This window comes from Arcanobacterium bovis (assembly GCF_004331995.1).
Taxonomy (GTDB): Bacteria; Actinomycetota; Actinomycetes; order Actinomycetales; family Actinomycetaceae; genus Arcanobacterium_A; species Arcanobacterium_A bovis.
Map to the genome: position 1 here is coordinate 87,197 of NZ_SJDT01000006.1, position 22,570 is coordinate 109,766.

At 51.3% G+C, this 22,570-nt stretch carries 16 protein-coding genes; 11 read left to right on the plus strand and 5 right to left on the minus strand.

The window, feature by feature from the left end; all coding sequences use genetic code 11:
* Positions 1-197 precede the first annotated feature (197 nt).
* From EZJ44_RS07685 to EZJ44_RS07710, 6 genes are read left to right on the plus strand one after another with little or no spacing between them, the layout of a single operon-like run.
* The gene (locus tag EZJ44_RS07685) at positions 198-947 is read left to right on the plus strand and encodes a hypothetical protein (RefSeq protein WP_131282009.1); all 750 of its coding nucleotides are present in this window, start codon (positions 198-200) and stop codon (positions 945-947) included.
* A gap of 10 nt (positions 948-957) precedes the next feature.
* Entirely contained in the window at positions 958-2,241 is a 1,284-nt protein-coding gene (locus EZJ44_RS07690; RefSeq protein ID WP_131282011.1) for an aminotransferase class III-fold pyridoxal phosphate-dependent enzyme, read from the plus strand.
* Positions 2,241-3,104, plus strand: a complete 864-nt coding sequence (locus tag EZJ44_RS07695; protein ID WP_131282013.1) for a transketolase — start codon at positions 2,241-2,243, stop codon at positions 3,102-3,104. Before EZJ44_RS07690 ends, EZJ44_RS07695 begins: the two co-directional genes overlap by 1 nt.
* Before the next feature lies 1 nt (position 3,105).
* Positions 3,106-4,116: a transketolase family protein gene (locus tag EZJ44_RS07700; protein WP_131282015.1), complete on the plus strand. Its 1,011-nt coding sequence runs from the start codon at positions 3,106-3,108 to the stop codon at positions 4,114-4,116.
* 2 nt (positions 4,117-4,118) lie between these two features.
* Positions 4,119-4,937, plus strand: a complete 819-nt coding sequence (locus EZJ44_RS07705) for a hypothetical protein (RefSeq protein WP_131282018.1) — start codon at positions 4,119-4,121, stop codon at positions 4,935-4,937.
* Positions 4,934-5,488, plus strand: coding sequence for a VOC family protein (locus tag EZJ44_RS07710; RefSeq protein ID WP_131282020.1), 555 nt, complete (start codon positions 4,934-4,936; stop codon positions 5,486-5,488). The genes EZJ44_RS07705 and EZJ44_RS07710 overlap by 4 nt, the downstream gene beginning before the upstream one ends.
* Positions 5,489-5,783: 295 nt before the next feature.
* On the opposite strand, the gene EZJ44_RS07715 is transcribed toward EZJ44_RS07710, so the two are convergent.
* The 5 genes from EZJ44_RS07715 to proC all read right to left on the minus strand — a co-directional run bounded on the left by EZJ44_RS07715 (position 5,784) and on the right by proC (position 12,372).
* Positions 5,784-6,893, minus strand: a complete 1,110-nt coding sequence (locus EZJ44_RS07715) for a substrate-binding domain-containing protein (protein WP_241658642.1) — start codon at positions 6,891-6,893, stop codon at positions 5,784-5,786.
* Between the two features lie 99 nt (positions 6,894-6,992).
* Entirely contained in the window at positions 6,993-8,255 is a 1,263-nt protein-coding gene (locus tag EZJ44_RS07720) for a sugar ABC transporter permease (RefSeq protein WP_206661878.1), read from the minus strand.
* Between the two features lie 9 nt (positions 8,256-8,264).
* Positions 8,265-9,830, minus strand: coding sequence for an ATP-binding cassette domain-containing protein (locus EZJ44_RS07725; protein ID WP_465251204.1), 1,566 nt, complete (start codon positions 9,828-9,830; stop codon positions 8,265-8,267).
* A gap of 433 nt (positions 9,831-10,263) precedes the next feature.
* Positions 10,264-11,379, minus strand: a complete 1,116-nt coding sequence (gene ald, locus EZJ44_RS07730; protein WP_131282026.1) for an alanine dehydrogenase — start codon at positions 11,377-11,379, stop codon at positions 10,264-10,266.
* Between the two features lie 171 nt (positions 11,380-11,550).
* Positions 11,551-12,372: a pyrroline-5-carboxylate reductase gene (gene proC, locus EZJ44_RS07735; protein WP_131282029.1), complete on the minus strand. Its 822-nt coding sequence runs from the start codon at positions 12,370-12,372 to the stop codon at positions 11,551-11,553.
* A 169-nt stretch (positions 12,373-12,541) separates the two neighbouring features.
* Between proC and EZJ44_RS07740 the strand changes: the two genes are divergently transcribed.
* The 5 genes from EZJ44_RS07740 to smc all read left to right on the plus strand — a co-directional run bounded on the left by EZJ44_RS07740 (position 12,542) and on the right by smc (position 22,479).
* Entirely contained in the window at positions 12,542-13,282 is a 741-nt protein-coding gene (locus tag EZJ44_RS07740; RefSeq protein ID WP_131282032.1) for an SDR family NAD(P)-dependent oxidoreductase, read from the plus strand.
* A gap of 361 nt (positions 13,283-13,643) precedes the next feature.
* Positions 13,644-16,865, plus strand: a complete 3,222-nt coding sequence (gene ileS / locus EZJ44_RS07745) for an isoleucine--tRNA ligase (RefSeq protein ID WP_131282035.1) — start codon at positions 13,644-13,646, stop codon at positions 16,863-16,865.
* A gap of 8 nt (positions 16,866-16,873) precedes the next feature.
* Complete coding sequence (locus EZJ44_RS07750; RefSeq protein ID WP_131282037.1) at positions 16,874-18,412, plus strand: bifunctional folylpolyglutamate synthase/dihydrofolate synthase; 1,539 nt, start codon at positions 16,874-16,876, stop codon at positions 18,410-18,412.
* 86 nt (positions 18,413-18,498) lie between these two features.
* Positions 18,499-18,909 carry a nucleoside-diphosphate kinase gene (gene ndk, locus EZJ44_RS07755; protein ID WP_131282039.1) on the plus strand — a complete coding sequence of 137 codons (411 nt, stop codon included), beginning with the start codon at positions 18,499-18,501 and terminating at the stop codon, positions 18,907-18,909.
* A 63-nt stretch (positions 18,910-18,972) separates the two neighbouring features.
* The gene (gene smc / locus EZJ44_RS07760) at positions 18,973-22,479 is read left to right on the plus strand and encodes a chromosome segregation protein SMC (RefSeq protein WP_241658643.1); all 3,507 of its coding nucleotides are present in this window, start codon (positions 18,973-18,975) and stop codon (positions 22,477-22,479) included.
* Positions 22,480-22,570 lie beyond the last annotated feature (91 nt).

Sequence of the window (22,570 nt, forward strand, 5' to 3'; positions counted from 1 at the left end):
CCGGATAGGAACGCGATTTGTGAGGAGCGGCTAGACTAAATTTCGTTTAGTTCAACATTGGATTTTTACGTTTCAGCTGATAGAACTGTGTGAATCTTCAAGTTCGAAAAATTGCTTGAAGAAACGTGTCTAAAACCACGAAATTTATCCGAACTGGCGGTACTATTATTTTTAAGCTCAACGAGGAGGCGACCTAAATGGATAATGCAACATTAAGTCGAGTCAATCTTTTTGGTGTGCTTCGCACGCTTGAAACATTGGTCCAGCTCGACGACAAAGCTGCACAAGTCATCGCACACGCCGATGAAACAATTCAATTCACCAGTCCTAAAGGAACTATGCGGCTGGTAATCAAGAACGGCACTATCAAGCATCTTGAAGGTGCTGGCCCTAATACCATGAATTTGGCATTCCCTGCACCGATTATGGTGAACAAAATGTTCGCAGGAACGGGTGCTCCTGTTCCTGTGAAAGGTATCCGGAGGATCAAGTTCCTTACGGGACCGTTCACCGATCTGACCAATATCTTGACCGAATATCTTATGCCTACGCCGCAGAAGCTGCAGGATCCTGAATACCGGCGTCGTAATACAATTCTTACCTTGCATATTGCGTCATACGCATTGGCAGAAATTGCAAATCACGACGTTGCTGGAAAAGAAGCTGCGAGCCGAATGCGCGATGGTGATCTTCAACTCGCTGTAATCGGTGGTCCAGCATTGATCATTCGCATCAAAGATCACAGGCTACGGGTAGTTGAAGGACTATCTAATCATCCGAGTGCCAAGATGGTTTTCTCGGATTTGGATGTGGCTGGTGGAGTTTTGCGTGGAGAAATTCCTAGCTTTGAAGCTGTTGGTAAGGATCAAATCCAACTTGGAGGATTTGTGCCAATCCTAGACAACTTCAACAAGCTACTTGGACTTGTTCCTCACTACCTCGGATAGGACGAAAACGATGGAAACTTACACATACCCAAAGAGCTCAGAACTATTCTTACGCGCAACGAAGGTCATTCCAGGTGGTGTGTATGGACACTTAGGACCTGCTGAAGGCTGCTTCATGCCTGTGAGCAATTATCCGCTTTATCTCGAGCGTGCCAAAGGCTCGTATTTCTGGGATCTGGATGGAAATCGCTTTATCGACTACATGTGCGCATACGGACCTAATATTCTCGGATACAACGATCCAGAGGTTAATGCGGCCGCAGCAGCACAGTATAAGAAGGGCGACTGCACCATTTTGCCAACGGAACGCATGGTAGAACTCGCAGAACTCTTGACCGATACGATCTCCAGTGCGGACTGGGCGTTTTTCGCAAAAAATGGTGGCGACGTCACCAGCCTCGCGGTGATGACGGCGAAAGCTGCAACGAACCGCGAGAAGATCCTTATGCATTACGGCGGCTACCACGGTGTTGCACCATGGACCCAGCATGCTGATCATCCAGGCATCACTGAGGCAGATGTGTCGAATAATATCTACACGCCGTTCGGTGATTTCTCCGCATTGAAGAAGGCAGTTCACGCGAATCGTGGACAGATTGCTGCAATCATCGCAACTCCTTACCACCATCCAATCGTTGAGGACAACCGTCTCGCTCCCGATGGGTACTGGCAGAAAGTTCGCGAGCTGTGCACCAAGGAAGGAATCCTTCTGATTATCGACGACGTGCGCTGCGGTTTCCGTCTTGACGTGCGCGGTTCGGATGTTCACTACGGATTCGATGCTGATCTGCTCTGCTACTGCAAGGCGCTTGCTAACGGTTACAATATTTCCGCTCTCGTGGGCAAGAAAGAATACATGGATGCAGTGTCCTCGGTGTTCTACACGGGTTCGTACTGGCTCTCTGCAGCGCCAATGGCAGCTGCTCTTGCTTGTATCAACAAGATGCGTGAAATTGATGTTGCGAAGGTCTGCACTGAAAAGGGCGAGAAGCTCACTGCTGGTTTGCAAGAGGTTGCGTCTGCAAATGGCTTTGATTTGGTTGTTTCGGGCGAGCCAGCAATGTGGTTCATGCGCACAGCAGGATACCGCGGTGAGACCGATCCGAATAACTTTATTCATCAAGCATTCGTGAGCGAATGTGTGCGCCGAGGAGTGTTCTTCTCAAGCCATCACAATTTGTTCATCAATGCATCGCTTACCGACGAAGACATTCAGTTCACTCTCGATGTTGCGGATGAAGCTTATCGAGTTGTGAGCAAGAACGTAAAGCAACTTCTAGGAAAGGTTATGTAATGGCTATTGATGCAAGCATATGGCGGCGTCTTGAAGATAAGGCACATGAACTCCGTTCCCTGACGCTCGATACGGTCGTTTGGGCTGGTGGTGGCCATATCGGTGGATCGTTGTCGGCAGTCGATATTCTCACCGTCCTATATCACGAGGTAATGAATTTTGATTCCTCGAAACTTGATGATCCTGACCGCGACCGCTTTGTTCTTTCCAAAGGACATATCGGTGTGGGGTATGCTCCTGTGTTGGCCGATCTTGGATGTTTTCCAAAGGAATGGTTGAAGAATTTCAACCATACTGGTTCGCCACTCGGTATGCATCCGGATGGATCGAAAGTACCTGGTGTTGAGATTGCAACAGGCTCGCTGGGACATGGCCTTTCGATCGCCGTCGGAATGGCAGCAGCCTCACGACTCTCTGGCAGGAACTTCCGTACCTACTGTCTCATGGGTGACGGTGAGTGCAACGAAGGCTCGATTTGGGAAGCGGCAATGGCAGCTTCGCACTTCAAGCTGGGCGGGCTCATCGGCATTGTCGATCGTAACAAAGCGATGATCGATGGTATGACGGAAGACGTTATGGCGCTCGAACCATTTGCCGACAAATGGACTGCTTTTGGCTGGGAAGTCTTTGACATTGACGGTCATAACATTCCTGAGCTGGTGGAAACGTTCCGTGCGGCCGATGCAATTAAGGACAAGCCAGTAATGATCATTGCCAACACCATTAAGGGTGAAGGTATTGACACCATCGCTGGTGACTACAAGTGGCATTATGGATCCTTCGGTGGCGATCAGGCTGTTGAAGGTCATAAGGCACTTGAGGAATACCACGCAAAGCGCGTAGCAAAGATTAAGGAGAAGTGAGATGGCTGGAGGACTAACCTACACAATGCTCGACGGTGCGGATATGGCAACCGCCGAAGTTTACGGACGTACTCTTGTTGAACTCGCCAAAGAGCATCCTGAGATCGTTGGTTTTTCTGGCGATCTAGCGAAGTCTACGAAGATCGGTCTGCTTGCTGACGCTTTCCCAGAACGATTCTTCAATGTAGGTATTGCTGAGCAGAACATGTTTGGTATGGCTGCAGGTATGGCGAAGTGCGGATTCGTACCTTTCGTATCGACCTTCGCTTCCTTCGCAACGCTCCGCGCTCTTGAACAGCTTCGCACCGACGTCTGCTACGGCAACGCGAACGTGAAGGTAATTGCCACGCATTCTGGTCTCTCATTTGGGCAAGCGGGATCAACCCATCAGAGCCCAGAAGATTTCGGAATCCTGCGTTCGATTTCAAATCTCGTTACGCTCTGCCCAGCTGATGGTATGGCTACTGCGCAGGCAGTAGAAGCGGTCTACGAGCACAATGGCCCTGCTTATGTGCGAGTGAACCGCGGCTTTGACCAGAAGGTCTACAGCGAACCGATTCCAGATTTCCGAATTGGTGGATCACACACGCTAATGGAGGGATCCGATATTACCATCATGGCTTCAGGTGCTCCGGTATGGCGTGCACTCCAAGCTGCTGAGCGCCTGCGCTCTGAGGATGGACTTTCCGTGCGCGTAATCGACCTCTATTCGATCAAGCCACTTGATGAGGAAACGATCAAGGCGGCTGTTGCAGAAACCCGACGTGTTATTACGGTTGAAGATGCCAATATCGCACATGGCTTGGGTTCAGCGGTAGCTGACATCGCCGCTAGCACTGGAAAGGGCTTCGCCTTCCGCAAGCTCGGTATTCCAGACAAGTGGTCGATGATTGGACAGCCAGAAGATCTCTTCGCGCATTACGGCTACGACGAGAACGGCATCCTCGAAACGGCTCGCGAGCTAATGCGAATTGAGATCGAGGAAGACGACGATTGGGATGATGAGGTCTGATTATGTCTGAGGAAAAGACTGCGGACGACGTCCGGTACCAGACCATCGTATTCCTCAATGCAGTCGTTCCCGTGCTCAAGCCGATCATCGCCGAAACACCTGCTCTCAAGAAGGCTTTTCGCGGCAAGAACGGTGTAGTGCAGATTTCGGCGCTCACTGGGGAGAGTAACGACGACGGAACGCCAGGAAAGATGGCGACGCATCTCGTCGTCGAAGACGGTGATGTGACGGTTCGGGTGGGCGAACATTTGGCTCCCAATTTGGAGCTGGAATTTGCTTCACGAGAGGATCTCAACACCTTCTTTACTGGTGGATTGAAGCTGCCGAAGATGAAAGGTGCTCTTTCCAATCCAGGATTGCTGGTGGCTACCGTCCGATCACTGCTCAAGATGTCGAGTTTGCTCGGCGCGACTGAACCTCCTGAGGATCCAGATGATCAAGCACTTCTCGTCAAGTGCATGTTCTACCTCCTGACAAGCGGAATTTCGCAGTTGAACAAGGCGAAACATCCACTGTTTAGGGACTGGGCCAATAGGCAGCCAGATCGCGTGTACCAGCTTACGGTAGTGGGTCGCGAAGATCTTGATGCGTATATCAGGGTCAAAGGCGGCCGGTCTAAGGCAGTGCGCGGCTCTTACACGCGGTCGAAGCCGTTCTTTGCAATGGCATTCGATTCAACGCGAAGTGCGCTCGGAATCCTCCTTGATGTTGACGACATGATTGAGGCAACTGTGTCTCAAAAGATCGTGATGCAAGGAGCTCCGGAGTATGGCGCGGAACTTGGAGAACTAATGCAAACAGTGGGAGGTTACGCCAAATGAATGACGTACTAAAAGCAGTCAAGTCATTCTTGACCCGAGGCCGCAATCACGGGCTGAATCACGTGGGTGTTACCGTTTCTGATTTTGAGGCGGCAGTTAAGTGGTACAACGACATGTTTGATTTCCACTTGGTGAACGAGCTACGTATCGAAGGCGAAACCGCTAATAAACTCGCAAGTCTTTACGGCACAACTGGTCTGTCCATTCGGCTTGGATTCCTCGGAACGAATAGCAATGCGATGCTAGAAATTTTCGAGTTCACGCCAAAGATTGAAGGACAAGCTACGAATTGGCAGAAGAATGGTTATTCGCACGCTGCTATTTCGGTATCCAATGTCGCTGCTTGGAAGCGTAAATTGGAAGCTAGGGGAGTCGAGTTTGTCACTGGTGTGCAGTACAACAACGGTACGCATTGGGCTTTCATGAAAGATCCCGATGGCAACCTCATCGAATTGATCGATTATCATGCAAATCGACTGATTCTTGGTTGTGCATCGAATATTGTAGGTAGGGTCATGAAGAAAGCTCAGTTTGGCTCCTACTATATGTAATCGTCTTTAGTCTCCTTCAAAAGATGAAGCTGGGGTGGCAAGAAGAAATTCTTGCCACCCCAGCGCTTTATTTGCGTATATCAAAATGTTTGTCGGTGTGAGTCCTCAATATCGTTGGCTACTGCTGAGCAGTGCTATCAACTTGTGAATGACACGTGGTTATTATCAATGTTCAGCGTGGAGTCGTGGTGGAGATACGTGACTGCGAAGTATCTATCATGCATGTACAGTTTCGGTGGCACAAAAGTGGGTCGCAGCTTTCGCTGCGACCCACGATTAAGTAATCTCTAAGAGATTACTTGGTTGCGCTCTTAACGGCTTCTAGCTTCGTTGGTTCATCCTTGTAAACCTCAGCAGCGTTATCCTTGGTTGCAACCTTTGGCTCAAGGAGGAATGCTGGAACATCCTTCACCTTGTTGTTGTACTGCTTGGCGTCAACCTTGATTCCGTTGAGTTCCTTGATGTCCTTCTTGCCAGCAATAAGCTCCTTGGCAAGTGCTACAACGTTCTCAACAAGTGGCTTGGTCGGCTTCGAAATGGTGGAGTACTGCTTGCCTTCCATGATCCACTTCAGCGACTCAAGCTCGGAATCCTGACCAGTTACAACTGGAAGTGGCGACTTGCCTGCCTGCTGCACTGATGTAAGAGCAGCACGTGCGAGGGTATCGTTAGGGGAGAGGATACCATCTGGAACTGCCGAACCCTGGTAGTGCTGGGTAAGGATTGCATCCATGCGGGTCTGTGCGTTCTCTGGCTTCCATCCCTGGGTTGCAGCCTCTTCACGCTTCATCTGTCCTGAAACGACCTTAACCTTGCCAGCGTCAATCTCTGGCTTGAGAATAGACATTGCGCCATCGAAGAACTTTGCGGAGTTCGAGTCATCGTTCGAACCTGCGATGAGCTCGATGTTCCATGGACCGCCAGCCTTCTTGGCCTCGAGACCCTTGAGCAGTGCCTCGCCCTGCTTCACGCCAACACCGAAGTTGTCGTATGCAACGTAGTAGTCAATGTTCTTTGTCTCAAGAAGAAGACGATCGTATGCGATCACTGGAATCTTGGCATCGGCAGCTTTCTGAAGCTGAGTTCCAAGGGAGCTTCCGTCAACTGCGCCAATGATGAGAACCTTAGCTCCGTTGGTGATCATTGCATCGAGCTGCTGCTGCTGCTGTGGAACGCCGTCGTTGGCGAACTGCACATCACACTTGAGATTCGATGCTTCACAGAGTTCCTTGAAGTAGTTTTCTGCTTCAACCCAGTTCTCTGAGGTCTTCTGTGGAAGGGAAACGCCGATATCAGTTCCGCCAGACTTCTCTGCCTTGCTATCGGACTTGTCACCAGCATTGCCAGAGCAAGCTGATAGTGATAGGGCTGCAACTGCACCAATTGCAGCGATCTTTTTGATCATTCGCATTTTTTACCTCACTTGTTGTTTAGTCCTGGTGCCCCAGGTTAGAGCGACATCGCTCTACGGCCGAAGCCGCAGTCTTTAGTGTGCGCTTAGGCGCTAGGCTTGAACAGGGTTTGGCTGTTCAGCCGATTCTTTGTCTTTTTTGAATGATTTGGTAATTGTACCAATAATTGATGGACGACCTTGCATCTTGGAGATAACGTCGAATGCTACCGCTGCTAGGAGCACAAGTCCCTTGACCATTGAGGTTACGTGGGCGCCTGCGCCGAGAAGCTGGAGGCCGTTGTTCAAGAATGCCATAACCATAGCGCCAACCATGGTTCCACCGAGTGTTCCAATACCGCCCCACACAGAAGCGCCACCGATGAACACGGATGCAATAGCATCAAGTTCCCAGTTCTGACCGTCAAATGGCGTAGAAGCGTTTGAGCGCCCCACGAACACAACTGCCGCGATCGAAGCCAAGAGCGCAGAGTTAAACATAACGAAAAAGTTAATTCGACGCACTGAAATGCCAGTGAGAGCTGCTGCGGTACGGTTTCCACCGACGGCGTAGACGCCGCGTCCGAGCGGGGTATTACGAGCAAGGAAGTTGTAGATGAGGAAGAGTGCTACCACAATTAAGCCCGAAATTGGGAAAGAAGTTCCTGGACGTCCAGTTGCAAAGACCCAACCGAGACCAATGATAGCGACGCCAATGAACACAAGCTGTGCGATGAATACCCACGTTGGGTTCACCTCAGCACCTGCCTTAGTAAGGCGTACGCGACGACGAAGCTTGAGAATTGCGGTAACGATTGTTGCGAGTACGGCGAGAATAATCGTTTCAGTGTTGACGATCCAGTTTCCAAAGCTCAGAGGTGGAAGCCAGTTCATGTAGCCAGAACCGAGGAACTTGATTTGTTCTGGAACTGGGATCGAGGTGGATTTTCCAATCCACTGATTCAAACCACGGAAGAAGAGCATGCCGGCAAGTGTTACCACGAAGGCTGGAACACCGATCATTGACACCCAGAAGCCGTTCCAGATACCAGCAAGAACGCCACAACCGATAGCAATAAGCAAGCCGAGGTACCACGGCATGCCGTTCACCGTCGTCATAATTGCAAGAACGATTCCAACCACAGCGGCGACCGAACCGACAGACAGGTCGATGTGACCAGCAATAATAACGAGTACCATGCCCATAGCCAAGATCAGCACGTAGGCGTTTCCAGAAATCACGTTCTGCAGGTTCTGCGCCGATATAACGGTACCGCCAGTTTTCCAATTGAAGAAAAGAACTTCCAGAACAAGGACCAAAACCATGGTCAGCTGGCGTAGATTACCACCCAGCAATTGTTTAATTGAACTCATCATCTTTGGTAACTACTTTCTTGGATTGGATTTAGACGACGTGGGGTTCATGAGGCGCATCAGAGTTTCCTGATCTGCCTCGCTGGTTGGAACCGAGCCAGTGATTTCACCTTCGAAAATGGTGTAAACACGATCGGTGATACCGAGAAGCTCGGGTAGTTCAGAAGAAATCACGATCACTGCCATTCCTGCCTGAGCAAGTTTTGCAATGAGTGTGTAGATCTCGAACTTGGCGCCAACATCGATGCCACGGGTAGGCTCATCAAGGATAAGGACGCGTGGATCGGTGTACATCCATTTACCGAGCACAACTTTTTGCATATTTCCGCCGGAGAGTGTGGCCACGCCGGTATCAATTGATGGTGTCTTGATACGCAAATCGCGGCGATATTCTTCGGTTATCTCACGAACATGCTGCCAGTCGATTGCGACACCGCCGTGGGTGGCTTTCTTGTACTTCGCCGAAACGGTTTGACCTTTAATATCGTCAAGGAGGTTCAGGCCCTGAACCTTGCGGTCTTCCGGCAGATAAGCAAGACCAGCGGCGATAGCTTGTGGAACTGACTTGATCGTCACTTCCTTGCCATCAATAAAGATTTGACCGCTCTCAAAAATGCCGTAGGAACGTCCGAAAATCGACCGCGCCAATTCGGTGCGTCCTGCGCCCATGAGACCAGCAAGTCCGACTACTTCACCGGCACGAACGTTAAAAGATTCATTTTTGCAAATGAAGCGTTCTGTGTTCACGGGGTGGCGAACATTCCAGTTGCGCACTTCAAAGACGACGTCGCCAATCTTTGGATCGCGGTCTGGGAAGCGGTTGTCGAGCGGGCGACCCACCATCGAACGGATGATGCGGTCTTCGTCCACATCGCCGTCGTGAATCGACATAGTTTCGATCGTTTTACCATCGCGAATAACCGTGATGTGATCCGAAACAGCTGCGATTTCGTTAAGCTTATGCGAAATCATGATCTGCGAAACGCCACGCTCGCGCTGCTTAATCATGAGGTCAAGCAGATGAGCAGATTCCTCTTCATTCAAGGCTGAGGTTGGTTCGTCGAGGATGAGAAGCTTAACGTTCTTCGATAGGGCCTTGGCGATCTCAACAAGTTGCTGCTTGCCAACACCGAGTTCTTTGACTGGTGTATCTGGATCATCGTCGAGACCTACCTCCGCCAAGAGTAGGCGGGCGCGTTTACGGGTCTCAACCCAGTCGATGCTCATGCCACTCTTGATTTCACTGCCGAGGAAGATATTTTCGGCAATAGAAAGCTCAGGAATAAGTGCAAGCTCCTGGTGGATAATCACGATTCCGCGTGATTCTGAGTCGCGGATGTTCTTAAACTGGCACACTTCGCCTTCGTAGACGATATCTCCCGAGTATGTGCCGTGTGGCCACACGCCTGAGAGTACCTTCATCAACGTAGACTTTCCCGCGCCGTTCTCGCCACACAGGGAATGGATGCTTCCCTTAGTAACTTGGAACGTTACGTGGTCAAGTGCACGAACCCCCGGAAACTCTTTCGAGATGGAGCGCATCTCTAGAATGATGGGATTCTCGGCAGTCGAATTCACTGTGTCCTCCAATGACATCTTTGTCGTTATCTGCCCAGATAACGGCTTTATCTTTACACACGGTCGAGACGTCGTCAATTTGACTTTGTATTGCAACAAGGGCGCATTTTAGGGCCGCGCAGCTACCATTTTTGCAAGATTGCAAAAACTTTGAAAAATATTGCAAATAAATTTCCTTGAAAATGAATGAAAATGTTCGAGACTCTGAAACGGCATGCAAGAGAAATTCATTCGCGCTTCGTAATAGGTTTGATTTTTCTTTCAAAATAAATAACACAAAAATTTCTCAAAAAGCCATGTTTTGGGTACTTAGGACTAGGGATATGGACAGAGAGGGTGGCGTATTGAGAACGAAAGGGGCATCGTTCTCAATACGCCACCGGCGTGCATTGAGATGCAGTAGATTGGGCGATCTCGATTAGATCAAACCGTGTTAAGCAATTGCTTCAGATGGGTTCTTGGAATCAAGACCAAATGCAGCTGCAACGCTTTCGCAATACAGATCGCCGTTGTGAGTAGTCAAGCCGCGTAAAAGATCAGTGCGTTCCGAGAGAGCGGTCTTCCAGCCTTTGTCTGCCAGCAGGAGCGCATAGCGCATGGTGGCGTTGGTTAGGGCGTAGGTGGAAGTGCGTGGCATAACGCCTGGCATATTAGCAACGCAGTAGAAGGTCGAGTTGTGTACCGTGAAGGTTGGATCGGCATGCGTGGTTGGGTGTGAATCTTCGAAGCATCCACCTTGATCGATAGCAATATCGACAAGCACCGAACCTGGTTTCATGCCCGCAACCATGTCATTGGTTACGAGATGCGGTGCGCGTGCTCCTGGAATAAGCACCGAGCCAATCACAACATCGGCATCCTTAAGTGCCTCGGCAACTGCGAGCGGGGTAGAGTATGCAGTATCGATTTCGTCGCGATTTACATCTTCTAGGTACATGAGGCGTTCAATATTGACGTCGAATACCGTCACGCGTGATCCCATTCCAGCGGCAACCTTTGCGGCTTCGTAACCAGCGGTTCCACCACCGAGTACAACTGTCTTTGCTCGAGCAGTTCCGGCTGTGCCACCCATGAGGATTCCGCGGCCTCCCTCAGACTTCATGAGAAGATTAGCGGCCACCTGAGCCGATAGACGACCGGCAACTTCGGACATCGGCGAAAGGAGCGGCAGGCCACCTTTATCGGTCTGAACCGTTTCGTATGCAATCGAAGTGACCTTCTTTTCGAGTAGCTTCTCAGTGAGTGGGCGATCGGCAGCCAAATGGAGATACGTGAACAGCACCTGTCCTTCGCGCATCAGTTCATACTCAGGCTCGATTGGTTCTTTGACCTTCATGATCATATCCGCAGTTGCCCATACTTCTTCAGCAGTAGGAAGAAGCTTCGCACCAGCAGCCATGTATTCGTCGTCGGAAATCGACGAGCCTTCACCTGCTCCTGCCTGCACATACACGGTGTGTCCGTGCTTTACTAGGGCATCGGCACCTTGTGGGGTGAGTGCAACGCGGAATTCGTTGTTCTTTATTTCTTTGGGTACACCAATGATCATGTCTTCAACTCCTTTGTAGAAACCGTTGGTGACTTACTATTCAAATATAGAACGTTTTTGTGCCGTTGCGAAGCAAATTTGAAAAACTAATACTGCAAGTTTTATAAAACCGAGAGTAACGATAATTTAACTGATGGTATTCCTCCAGCTAAAAGAGCAAAAATGCAGTTTTTACTTACCGCGAGAAATCTCCACATCGCGTGAAATTGCTCCCTCAACTCCAGCCACTACTGCAGAGCTGAAACCCGCTTTTTCCATGGCGATCAATCCAGCGATTGTAGTGCCGCCGGGTGAGGTGACAGTATCGACTAAGGCTTGCGGGCGCACGTCGTCGAGATTATTGAGAACTAATTGAGCTGCACCAAGCACTGCCTGCGCGGCAACTCGCAAGGATTCATCCTTTCGCAATCCTGCCGCAACTCCGCCGCGTGAAAGTGCATCAATGTAGGTAAACGTCCAGGCGGGGGAGCATCCGGCAAGCGCAGAAAAGGCTGAAAAGTCTTTTTCAGCAATGGTTGCGACCTCGCCCACGGACTCGAAAATTTGCACGATTTTGGTCAGTTCCTCGGCTGATACATTCGAATTGGGGCACACCGCCGTCATTCCTGCTGAAATTGAAGAAGCGACATTTGGCATGGTTCGCACGATTTTCTGCCCTGTTCCTGCCGCTGTTTCGAGGCTCGCAAGAGACGTTCCAGCTGCAACTGACATCAGAATGCTTCCGTTATTCCTTGCCACAGGTGCAATCTCTTCGATTACTTCGGCCATTTGGTACGGCTTTACCGCCACAATAATGACGCCGTTCTCACCAGTTTTTTCCACGAGGTCACGGTTTGACTGGGCGAAGCTAACTCCAAGTTCTTGGCACAGCTGCTCAGCTTTGGCGGTATCTTTGCGCGTGATGACTACTTCCGAAGCGCTAACCGTTCCGGCTTTGAGTACGCCCCGCAAAATTGCGCCTCCCATAGAGCCAACCCCAATGAAACCGAGCATCATTCCTCCTGTACTGCATGTTGTGATTGCTTTGTGAGTGGTGCAATTGCACAATCTAATCTCAACTCTACTAATTTTTCTCTCAAATTGAAGCCTTGTGCTGTGAAACGCCAAGAGTGAGGTTACGATGATAAGTAGCGAAACAATTGACCGCAGCGGAAGGAACGAAATGGCAAAACGGGCACTCGTAACAGGGGCTTCTACCGGAATTGGCGCTGCGATTGTGCGTTCGTTGTGTGCGGCGGGGTACGACGTCGTCGCTACCGCACGGCGTGAGGACCGCTTGCGTGAGCTTACCGATCGTTGCGGCGCTACCTATGTAAGTGCTGATTTTACGACCGATGAAGGTATTGCGAAAATATCTGACTTCATCAGCGAGACTGGCCCAATTGATGTGCTCGTCAATTGTGCAGGTGGTGCGCTTGGTGTGGATTCGGTGTCTGATGGAAAAGTGGCCGATTGGCAGCGAATGTACGAAATCAATGTGCTTGGCACGCTGCGAGTTACCCAGCTTGTTCTGCCGTATATGCGGGAAAACGGTGGCGATATCGTCTTTATTTCGTCGACGGCGGGGCACGCCACGTATCCAGGCGGTGGCGGTTATGTGGCCGCTAAGCATGCAGAACGTCAAATCCCAGCTACATTGCGACTTGAACTCGTTGGTGAGCCGGTTCGTATTATCGACATTGCGCCAGGGATGGTGAAAACTGAAGAGTTTTCCCTCAACCGCCTGCGTGGCGATGCGCAAGCTGCGGAGAAGGTTTATGAAGGGGTGGAGCATCCGCTCGTGGCTGAAGATGTGGCTGAGGCGGTGCGGTGGGCAGTTTCTCTGCCTGTGCATATTAATATTGACTCAATGATTATGCGCCCTGTGGCGCAGGCCTCCAATACGCTCGTAGCTCGAAAATGATCGCAGATTGTTCAATGATGGCATGTTTAGCCTCACGTGCGTTCAACTAGCTTGCGTCGCAAAGGCAAGCTAAACTACACGGTAGATACGGCGTTGATCCGGCAATCACCGGGGAGCTTCCGGAAGAACAGTCTTCTCAGCAACGTTGTGCGTAACAGGCGCAGTTCGATGGGTGCAAGCCCGTTGTGAGTCGTTCGCCAACGTATAAGCGATGAGAAAACCTAGTAGAACCGGACGGTTGGACTCGTCATAGTCTCCAAGAGCGGCACTGTGTTTATGCAGTGCAAGCGAGGTGGTACCGCGGCAACGAGCGTGGCTCGGCGTCGTCCTCGCCGTACACGAACACTTAGGAGACATAAGAATGAGCGAGCGTAAGCATTACCCGCTTCACCGCGAAGGCAACGTTGTGGCGTCGCCAAATCTTCCACAGATCGAAGAAGCCGTGCTTTCATACTGGGAGCAGGACAAAACTTTCCAAGCTTCCATCGACAATCGCGATGCGGGCAATGAAGGCTCGAATGAATTTGTGTTTTACGATGGCCCTCCATTTGCCAATGGTTTGCCTCATTACGGGCATCTCCTGACTGGATACGTCAAGGATCTCGTGGCTCGTTTCCAAACTCAGCTTGGTCACAAAGTCGATCGAGACTTTGGCTGGGATACGCATGGTCTACCTGCAGAATTAGAAGCTGAGAAGATTCTCGGTATCGACGATAAATCAGAAATCGAAACAATCGGTATCGAGAAATTCAATGATGCTTGCCGCTCCTCGGTCATGACTTACGCCAACGAATGGAAAGAATACGTCACTCGCCAGGCACGATGGGTAAATTTCGACGGCGGATACAAGACTCTCGATCCAACCTTTATGGAATCGGTGATCTGGGCATTTAAGCGGCTCTGGGACAAGGGACTCGTGTACGAGGGATATCGCGTGCTTCCATACTGCTGGAATGACGAAACACCTTTGTCTAACCACGAATTGAAGATGGACGACGACGTCTACCAAGATCGTCAAGACCAGACGGTTACCGTGGGCTTGCGGATGGAATCAGGCGAGTTGGCACTTATCTGGACCACCACGCCGTGGACCTTGCCATCGAACTTGGCGATCGCCGTCGGCCCTGAAATCGACTATGTGACGGTGCAGCCAGCGGAAGGTCCGCTGGCTGGTGAGAAGGTCATTATTGCCCAGGCGCGTTTGGGAGCTTACGCAAAGGAATTAGGCGAGGAACCCAAGGTACTCGCCACCGTGAAAGGTAGCGAGCTAGCTGGTAAACGCTATCATCCGATCTTCGATTACTACAGTCGTGATTCTGAGGAACCAGGTGCGAACGCGTGGCAAATTTGCGTTGCAGACTATGTTTCGACCGACGACGGTACCGGATTGGTACACATCGCACCTTATGGTGAAGACGATATGTTTGTGCTGGCTGGTGCAGGCATTAAAGTAGTCGAGACCGTTGATGAGGGTGCGAAATTCTACAACGTGGTGTCGGATTACGCCGGAATGCACGTTTTTGAAGCAAATCGGCCAATTATCAATGATTTGCGTGATGGTTCGGGATCAATGGCACGCCGTCCAGCTAACGAGCGGGCGGTTCTGGTTCGTGAGCAGTCCTATGTTCACTCCTATCCGCATTGCTGGCGCTGCCGCAAGCCACTCATCTACAAGCCAGTAACCTCGTGGTTTGTAGCAGTGACTGAGTTCCGTGACCGCATGGTTGAGCTCAACCAAGAGATCACGTGGCAGCCAGAGCACATCAAAGACGGAATTTTCGGCAACTGGCTGGCTGGCGCTCGCGATTGGTCAATTTCCCGAAATCGTTACTGGGGTACTCCGATCCCAGTGTGGAAGTCGGACAATCCTGAATATCCACGCATCGACGTCTACGGCTCTTTTGCCGAATTAGAGCGCGATTTTGGTCGCTTGCCACTTGACCGTGATGGACAACCAAATCTGCATCGTCCATTCATTGACGAGCTCACGCGCCCAAATCCCGATGATCCGACCGGGAAATCGACCATGCGACGCATTCCAGATATTCTCGACGTCTGGTTTGATTCTGGTTCGATGCCGTATGCCCAGAAGCATTATCCGTTCGAGAACGAAGAGTGGTTCGACAGCCATTTCCCTGGCGATTTTATTGTGGAATACATTGGGCAAACGCGCGGCTGGTTCTACACGATGCACGTGCTTTCCACAGCGCTTTTTGATCGTCCTGCATTTACTTCTTGTATTTCACACGGCATCATTCTCGGCAACGATGGGCGCAAGGCCTCGAAGTCGCTCCGTAATTACCCCGATCCAATGGAAATGTTCAACCAGTACGGTTCGGATGCTGTGCGATGGATGCTGATGAGCTCGCCAGTCTTACGCGGCGGAAATCTCGTGGTAGCTGAGGAAGGCATCCGCGAAGCCGTTCGCCACGTTATTCTGCCAGTGTGGAACAGCTACTACTTCTTCACTCTCTACGCAGGAGCGTGCCGAGATGGTGAGGGCTACGTGGCTAGCGCTATCGATTTCAACGATAAGGAAGCGCTTAACTCTCTTGACGTGATGGATCGTTACTTGTTGGCACGCACCGGCAAGTTGGCTGCGACTGTGCGCGAATACTTCGTGAACCTCGATATTCCGTCCGCTACCGGCGTCGTACGCGAATACTTGGATCTGCTCACCAACTGGTATGTGCGCACGCAACGTGACCGCTTCTGGAACGAAGATACGCGCGCCTTTGATACGCTCTACACCGCTTTGGAAACGCTGATGCGAGTGATTGCTCCGCTCGCGCCGATGATTGCAGAAGAAATTTGGCGTGGGTTGACGGGCAAACGCTCAGTACACATCGAAGATTGGCCGGAGCTCCCCGGTGATATTGCTGATGAGGAGCTCGTTCGCGTCATGGACGAGGTTCGGGAAGTGGTGTCGAATGCACATGCTTTGCGTAAGGCTAATAAGTTGCGTGTTCGTCAGCCGCTCCGCTCGCTTTCGGTAGTCACGGAGCAAAATCTGGAGCCATTCACTGAGCTCATCAGCTCGGAAGTGAATGTGAAAGCCGTGAAGATCATGACGGCGCAAGAGTCGGGTTTGGCGGTGACGCAAGAGCTTGCAGTGCTGCCACGTGAGCTAGCTCCGCACATGCGCAAGCAAACCTCGGCGCTGTTCAAAGCCGCGAAGGCAGGGGAGTGGGCGCTCGTTGACGGCGGCGTGCAGATGAATGTAGAACCGCCAGTTGTATTGGAACCACACCAGTTCGAATTGACGACGGTGGTATCGGCGGACGAAGGCTCAGTTGCGGCTGTACTTGATTCGGGTGCGTTCGTCGTGCTTGATACGGTAGTTACACCGGAACTTGAAGCTGAAGGTTATGCACGTGATGTGATCCGAGCTGTTCAAGATAAGCGCAAGGCTGAGGATCTGCACGTTGCGGATCGAATTCGACTCGTATTGTCGGTGCCACAAGAGCATATCGCAGCTGTGGAAACGCATTTAGACATGATCAAGTCTGAGACGCTTTCGCTCGAAGCTACCGTAAACGGTGGCGGTAATGAGCTCGAGATTCAGGTGGAGAAGATTTCCTAGGTATGGATATGGCTGAAAACGATAAGAATCTTGTGCCTGATGAGCACGATCTGGAGTCGAATCAAAACGATCTTGAGTCGAGTGCGCTCGAAGCTTTGCTCAGTTCCGGACTAATTGTGGGCCCTGATCCATCAATTATTGATGAGATTAAGGCCGAGCCTGATCCTACGTATCAATTGGCAAATGATGTTGCCTTAGAGGGGCGGGTTCAGGAAATCTATGAAGAGATTGCCCAACGAGCTCCGGAACACAAAGTCCAACCCTCGCTAGATCGAGTTCGCGACTGTCTGGATCTGCTTGGTAATCCACAAGATTCTTATCGTTCGATCCATATCACAGGCACGAATGGAAAGACCTCCACTGCGCGAATGATTGAAGCGATCTTACGTGAGCGGGGCTTGCGTACAGGGCGTTTCACCTCGCCTCATCTTTCTTCAGTGCGCGAGCGTATGACGATTGATGGCCGTGCCATTTCGGCAGCTGATTTTATCGACACATGGGAAGATGTGAAGCCGTTTATCGAATTGATTGATGAACGTTCGCTGGCACAAGGCGGGCCGCGGATGTCATTCTTCGAGGTGTTTACGGTGATGGCGTATTCAGCCTTTGCGATGGCACCAATTGATGTGGCTGTGATCGAAGTTGGCATGGGTGGTCGTTGGGATGCTACCAATGTTATCGATGGTGATGTGGCGGTTTTGATGCCAGTTGCAACTGACCATGAAAAGTGGTTGGGATCGACGTTGAGTGCTATTGCAACAGAGAAACTTGGCATTCTCAAGCCCGGAAAGATTCTCGTGTGTGCCGCGCAAGTTCCCGAAGTTATGGAGGTTGTGGCTCGCTCGGTGCAGGAAAATGGCGCAGGGGTCTTGCTTGCCGGAAAAGATTTCGGTGTTGTTGAGCGAGAGCGCGCCGTGGGCGGTCAGCTCATGACGATTAAAACAGCTGCCGCAACGTACGTAGATGTTCCACTCGCCATGCTCGGCTCGTACCAAGCACAGAATGCGGCCGTTGCGCTCAGCGCGGTGGAAGCTTTCTTCGGTGGAGGATCGCTCAACGGCGACGTTGTAGAACACGCTTTGATGGCGACGACGTCTCCTGGGCGACTTGAAGTGGTTAAAGGTTCACCTGCGATTATCGTTGATGCGGCCCATAATCCCGCTGGTGCTTTGGCAACAGTTGATGCCCTCAACGAGTACTTTCCGGGACCGCGGGTGGTGGTTTTTTCTGCCATGGCGGACAAAGACATCGAAGGTATTTTGGGGAATATTGAACCGGCCTTTGCCGCTATTGTTCTTACCGATATTGGCGGCTCACGTGCCGCAGATATTGACGAACTCACCGAAATTGCCACCGAAATCTTCGGTGAAGATCGGGTAAATGTTGAACCTGATCTTGGCAATGCCATTACTGCTGCCGCTGATATTGCCGAAACGGTGGATCCACAAGCAACGGCTCCTGCCACAGTCGTAGTGATGGGTTCGATAATGTTGGCTGCTCAGGCGCGTGAATTGTTAGGTGCTCGAAAGCCAGATAGCTTGACGTAGTTTCGTTGCGTCGGGATGTGTAGTCCAGATGCGCTCTTTATGGATATGTTTTCCAGCAATTGCTTGAAAAGGAGTAGAATGTGGGCATGACTGAACAAACTCTCATTCTGATCAAGCCAGATGGTGTGCAACGTGGACTCATTGGTGAGATTCTGCACCGTATCGAGGCTAAAGGCTATGAAATCAAGGCCATGAAAATGCTGGATGCAAGCGAAGAATTGCTTGCCCAGCACTACCATGAGCACGTGGATAAGCCATTTTATCCAAGCGTGGTGGAATATATGACGTCTGCGCCACTTGTAGCAGCGATCGTCGAAGGCGATCGCGTGGTTGAAGGCGTGCGATCACTGGCTGGCGCAACTGATCCCACCAAGGCAGCTCCAGGTACCATCCGTGGTGATTTGGGTCGTTCCTGGCCAGGGGATTCAATCTTCAATCTCATTCATTCCTCGGATGGAGTGGAATCAGCCCAATACGAGATTTCGGTGTGGTTCTGAGTTTCAGTGCACTTAAAGACGTTGACTCTGCGTGGATTTAAGTCTTTTGCTTCATCCACGACCATGCGATTCGAACCAGGGATTAACTGCGTGGTGGGGCCGAACGGCTCTGGGAAATCCAATGTAGTTGATGCCCTGGCGTGGGTGATGGGCGAGCAAGGCGCTAAGAATCTGCGCGGCGGTAATATGGCGGATGTTATTTTCGCTGGTACCTCAAAAAGACCTGCGCTTGGACGTGCCGAAGTCTCTTTGACGATCGACAATACCGACGGTGCATTGCCCATTGAGTTCTCCGAAGTGACGATCACGCGCACCCTTTTTCGCTCGGGTGGCTCAGAATATGCCATAAATGGAACTGCGTGCCGCCTGCTCGATATTCAAGAACTCCTCTCCGATACCGGCATGGGCAAAGAAATGCACGTGATTATTGGCCAGGGACGTCTTGATCAAGTGCTTACTGCCACCCCCGAGGAACGCAGGAACTTTATCGAGGAAGCTGCGGGGGTACTCAAACACCGGCGTCGTAAAGAAAAAGCCTTGCGTAAACTCGAATCGATGCAAGGAAACCTCGTTCGCATCGAAGACTTGGCTACTGAACTGCGCAGGCAATTAGGACCCTTGGCTCGGCAAGCAGCAACAGCTCGTCGCGCCCAAGTGATCCAACGCGATGTTTTTGACGCGCGGGCGCGGCTTCTTGCTGATGACCTCGCCCAAGCTCAGGCACGGTTATCGGCACAGTCGATGGACGACGGCATCCTTACGCAGCAAAAACAAGACTTAACCGAGAAACTCAGTGCCGTTAAATCACAGATTGTGCAGCTACAACAGGCAGCCGACGAAGCTAGTCCACAAATTGCAGGTTTGACAGAGCAATGGCAACAGTTAAATTCGCTGGTAGAACGGTTCCGGTCCTTGTCGCAGCTCGCTAATGAGCGGCATCGATCCTTGAGTGCACAGTCGGCACAAATACACCGCGGAGAATCTCCTGAGCATATTCGTGAACGTGCAGCTCAAGCTCGTGCCGAAGAAGAGGAGCTTGGCAAAGAAGTAAGGAATGCTGAGGATTCCTTACGCGAGGCAATTGCCAAGCGGGAAAAGGCTGAGCAGATTGAACGTGATATTGACACAGAGTTGCTCCACATAAATCGAACTTTGGCAGATCGACGTGAGAATGCAGCGAGGCTCAATGGTCAGCTTGCTACGGCTACGTCACGGGTAGAAGCGCTCGTGGGTGAACGGCAACGAGTTCAGGCTGCGATTCAAGCTGCTCAGAAGCGCTCAGACGACGCATTCTCGCAGGTATCGATGTTGGAGCAGGATATTGTTGCCCACACGGACGGTGATGACACCCTTTCGATCGCACATGAGGAAATCGCCCGTGAGCTTCAAGAAGCTCATGACGCCGTTGAACATGCGCGTCTGCGATTGAATGAGGCAAAGTCGGCCGCGATTGAGTGGAAAACTAAGGCTGACACCTTGGCATTATCGCTCGCGCCGCAAGATGCAACGGCGTGGGCAAAAGATGTTTATCGAGCCGGTATTCAGGGTCTTGTGCGTGACAATGTGCGCATATTGGCTGGTTGGGAAGCCGCAGTCGAAGCTGCTTTAGCGGGTGTTGCAGGTGGTGTGATGGTTGATTCGATCGCCGACGCTGTTGATGCCCTCCGAGCTGCTCGTGACGCGGATGCCGGTCACCTCGTATTACTCATTACCAAGCCGCTTGAGGCTCCTGAAGATCTTGAGCATGAGGCTGAAAATGCCTTAGCAAAATCGGGTTTCTCCGAAGACGTTGCTTGTTTGGCGACTTCCGTTGTTGACCCGCAGTCGAGCCTTAGCGCCACGCTAGTTGGAACCTTGGCTGGCACTGTGCTTTGCGTTGATTTGGTGACGGCGAAACGTCTGCTTGAATTAGGTGCGCCGCGTGTCGCGACGCTTTTGGGCGACGTGCTCACAGCGCGTCATGCCTGGGGCGGAGAAGTGCAACAAAACACGATTCTAGCTCGCCAAGCTACCTACGACGACGCCGTCGCCCAAGCCCGTAAAGCACATGAGGACGTACAACTTGCCCAAGCACACCATGACGCGTGTGTGATGAAGCATGCTGAAACAAAAGAAGAATTCGAATCGGTAACAGCGCAGCTCAGCGCGCGTGATTCGCAACTGGCCGCGATTACTGCGCAATTGGGAGTTTTGCGCCAATCGTTGAAATCAGCTCAGGACGAAGTAGAACGAAACCGTGCACGAGACGCGAAAATTGAGGTTGAGCTCGAAGCTCGTAACGAAGAGTGCGAGCGAATTCGTCAGCAGCAAGAATTGGGGCAAGCAGAGCCTGACGATATTGAAAAACGCGTTGCCGAGCTTAATGCCCAACGAGAGAAGGCTCATCATCAAACGGTGAGTGCTCGGGCTGGGGAAACCGAAGCCCGCCTCCTGCTACGTACCCGCGAGGAACGGTTGCGGGCAATCGCGGGAAAATCGCAGGCCTTGGAAAATTCAGCCGAAGCCGTAGAAGCTCGTATTGCGCAAGAGGAGCGGGCAGCATTGCGCCGGCAACAGCTTGCCAAGATTGCACAAAAAGTCGGTGATCACGCGCTGAAAGCTTTGCAACACAGCCAAGAACTGCTCGAAAAGGTAGCAGCACAGCGGATTGAAGCGGAAGAATCGCGTTCTGCGCGCGATTCGGAGCTGAATGCGACGCGTCGGCGTCTTGATGACCTCCAAGTTGAAGAACGGCAATTAAATGATCTCCAACATCGTAAAGAGATGGTAATCGCCGAGCTGAAGTTGAAGTATGAGCAAATTGTGGCCAAAGCGATTGACGATTTGGGTATGGAAGCGCATACTCTCATTGATGAATTTGGCCCACATTTACCTTGGATTGATGCCGACGGCGGTGAACAGCCCTTCATTCGTGACCAGCAAGAAAAACGTTTGGCACGCGCCCAGCGGGACCTTGCGCGACTTGGCAAGATCAACCCCCTTGCTCTGGAAGAACACGCAGCTTTAGAAGAGCGGCAAAAATATCTCACTGAGCAGCTGCAAGACTTGCGCAAATCGCGCGAAGATCTGCTGAAAATTGTGCGTGATATTGACGCACGGGTCGATGAAGTCATGACTGCAGCTTTTGTCGACGTTGAACGCGAGTTTTCTTCCACCTTTGCTCGCCTTTTCCCAGGTGGTGAAGGGCGTCTCGTGCTTACCGACCCAAACTCGGTACTCACTACTGGAATCGAGATTGAGGCACGTCCGCCAGGTAAGCGAGTTAAGCGCTTGTCTTTGCTCTCAGGTGGTGAACGTTCCTTGACGGCAGTGGCATTTTTGGTGGCGATTTTTAAGGCACGACCCTCGCCGTTCTATGTGATGGACGAAGTTGAGGCAGCCCTCGATGACGTGAACCTATCTCGCTTGCTTGATATATTCACTGAGCTACAAGAAAGTTCGCAGCTCCTGGTGATTACCCACCAAAAACGAACCATGGAGATAGCTGATGCACTTTATGGCGTTGCAATGAAAGAACAAGGCGTTACCACAGTGATTTCTCAGCGTCTCAAAGATGTTGTGCCGCAATAACGCATCGCAGAGATGTTGAAAATGGTCATACTGTGAGCAACACCGTGGTGACTGTGATGGAATTGAAAAGCTGAAATAGATAGAAATAGTA

Bases quoted from the DNA above. Each gene is read 5' to 3' on its own strand.
- EZJ44_RS07685 (WP_131282009.1), top strand. From the start codon at position 198: ATGGATAATGCAACATTAAGTCGAGTCAATCTTTTTGGTGTGCTTCGC.
- EZJ44_RS07690 (WP_131282011.1), top strand. From the start codon at position 958: ATGGAAACTTACACATACCCAAAGAGCTCAGAACTATTCTTACGCGCA.
- EZJ44_RS07720 (WP_206661878.1), bottom strand. From the start codon at position 8,255: ATGATGAGTTCAATTAAACAATTGCTGGGTGGTAATCTACGCCAGCTG.
- EZJ44_RS07715 (WP_241658642.1), bottom strand. From the start codon at position 6,893: ATGATCAAAAAGATCGCTGCAATTGGTGCAGTTGCAGCCCTATCACTA.
- ald (WP_131282026.1), bottom strand. From the start codon at position 11,379: ATGATCATTGGTGTACCCAAAGAAATAAAGAACAACGAATTCCGCGTT.
- EZJ44_RS07705 (WP_131282018.1), top strand. From the start codon at position 4,119: ATGTCTGAGGAAAAGACTGCGGACGACGTCCGGTACCAGACCATCGTA.
- EZJ44_RS07750 (WP_131282037.1), top strand. From the start codon at position 16,874: ATGGCTGAAAACGATAAGAATCTTGTGCCTGATGAGCACGATCTGGAG.
- proC (WP_131282029.1), bottom strand. From the start codon at position 12,372: ATGCTCGGTTTCATTGGGGTTGGCTCTATGGGAGGCGCAATTTTGCGG.
- EZJ44_RS07710 (WP_131282020.1), top strand. From the start codon at position 4,934: ATGAATGACGTACTAAAAGCAGTCAAGTCATTCTTGACCCGAGGCCGC.
- ileS (WP_131282035.1), top strand. From the start codon at position 13,644: ATGAGCGAGCGTAAGCATTACCCGCTTCACCGCGAAGGCAACGTTGTG.
- EZJ44_RS07740 (WP_131282032.1), top strand. From the start codon at position 12,542: ATGGCAAAACGGGCACTCGTAACAGGGGCTTCTACCGGAATTGGCGCT.
- smc (WP_241658643.1), top strand. From the start codon at position 18,973: ATGCGATTCGAACCAGGGATTAACTGCGTGGTGGGGCCGAACGGCTCT.
- ndk (WP_131282039.1), top strand. From the start codon at position 18,499: ATGACTGAACAAACTCTCATTCTGATCAAGCCAGATGGTGTGCAACGT.
- EZJ44_RS07700 (WP_131282015.1), top strand. From the start codon at position 3,106: ATGGCTGGAGGACTAACCTACACAATGCTCGACGGTGCGGATATGGCA.
- EZJ44_RS07695 (WP_131282013.1), top strand. From the start codon at position 2,241: ATGGCTATTGATGCAAGCATATGGCGGCGTCTTGAAGATAAGGCACAT.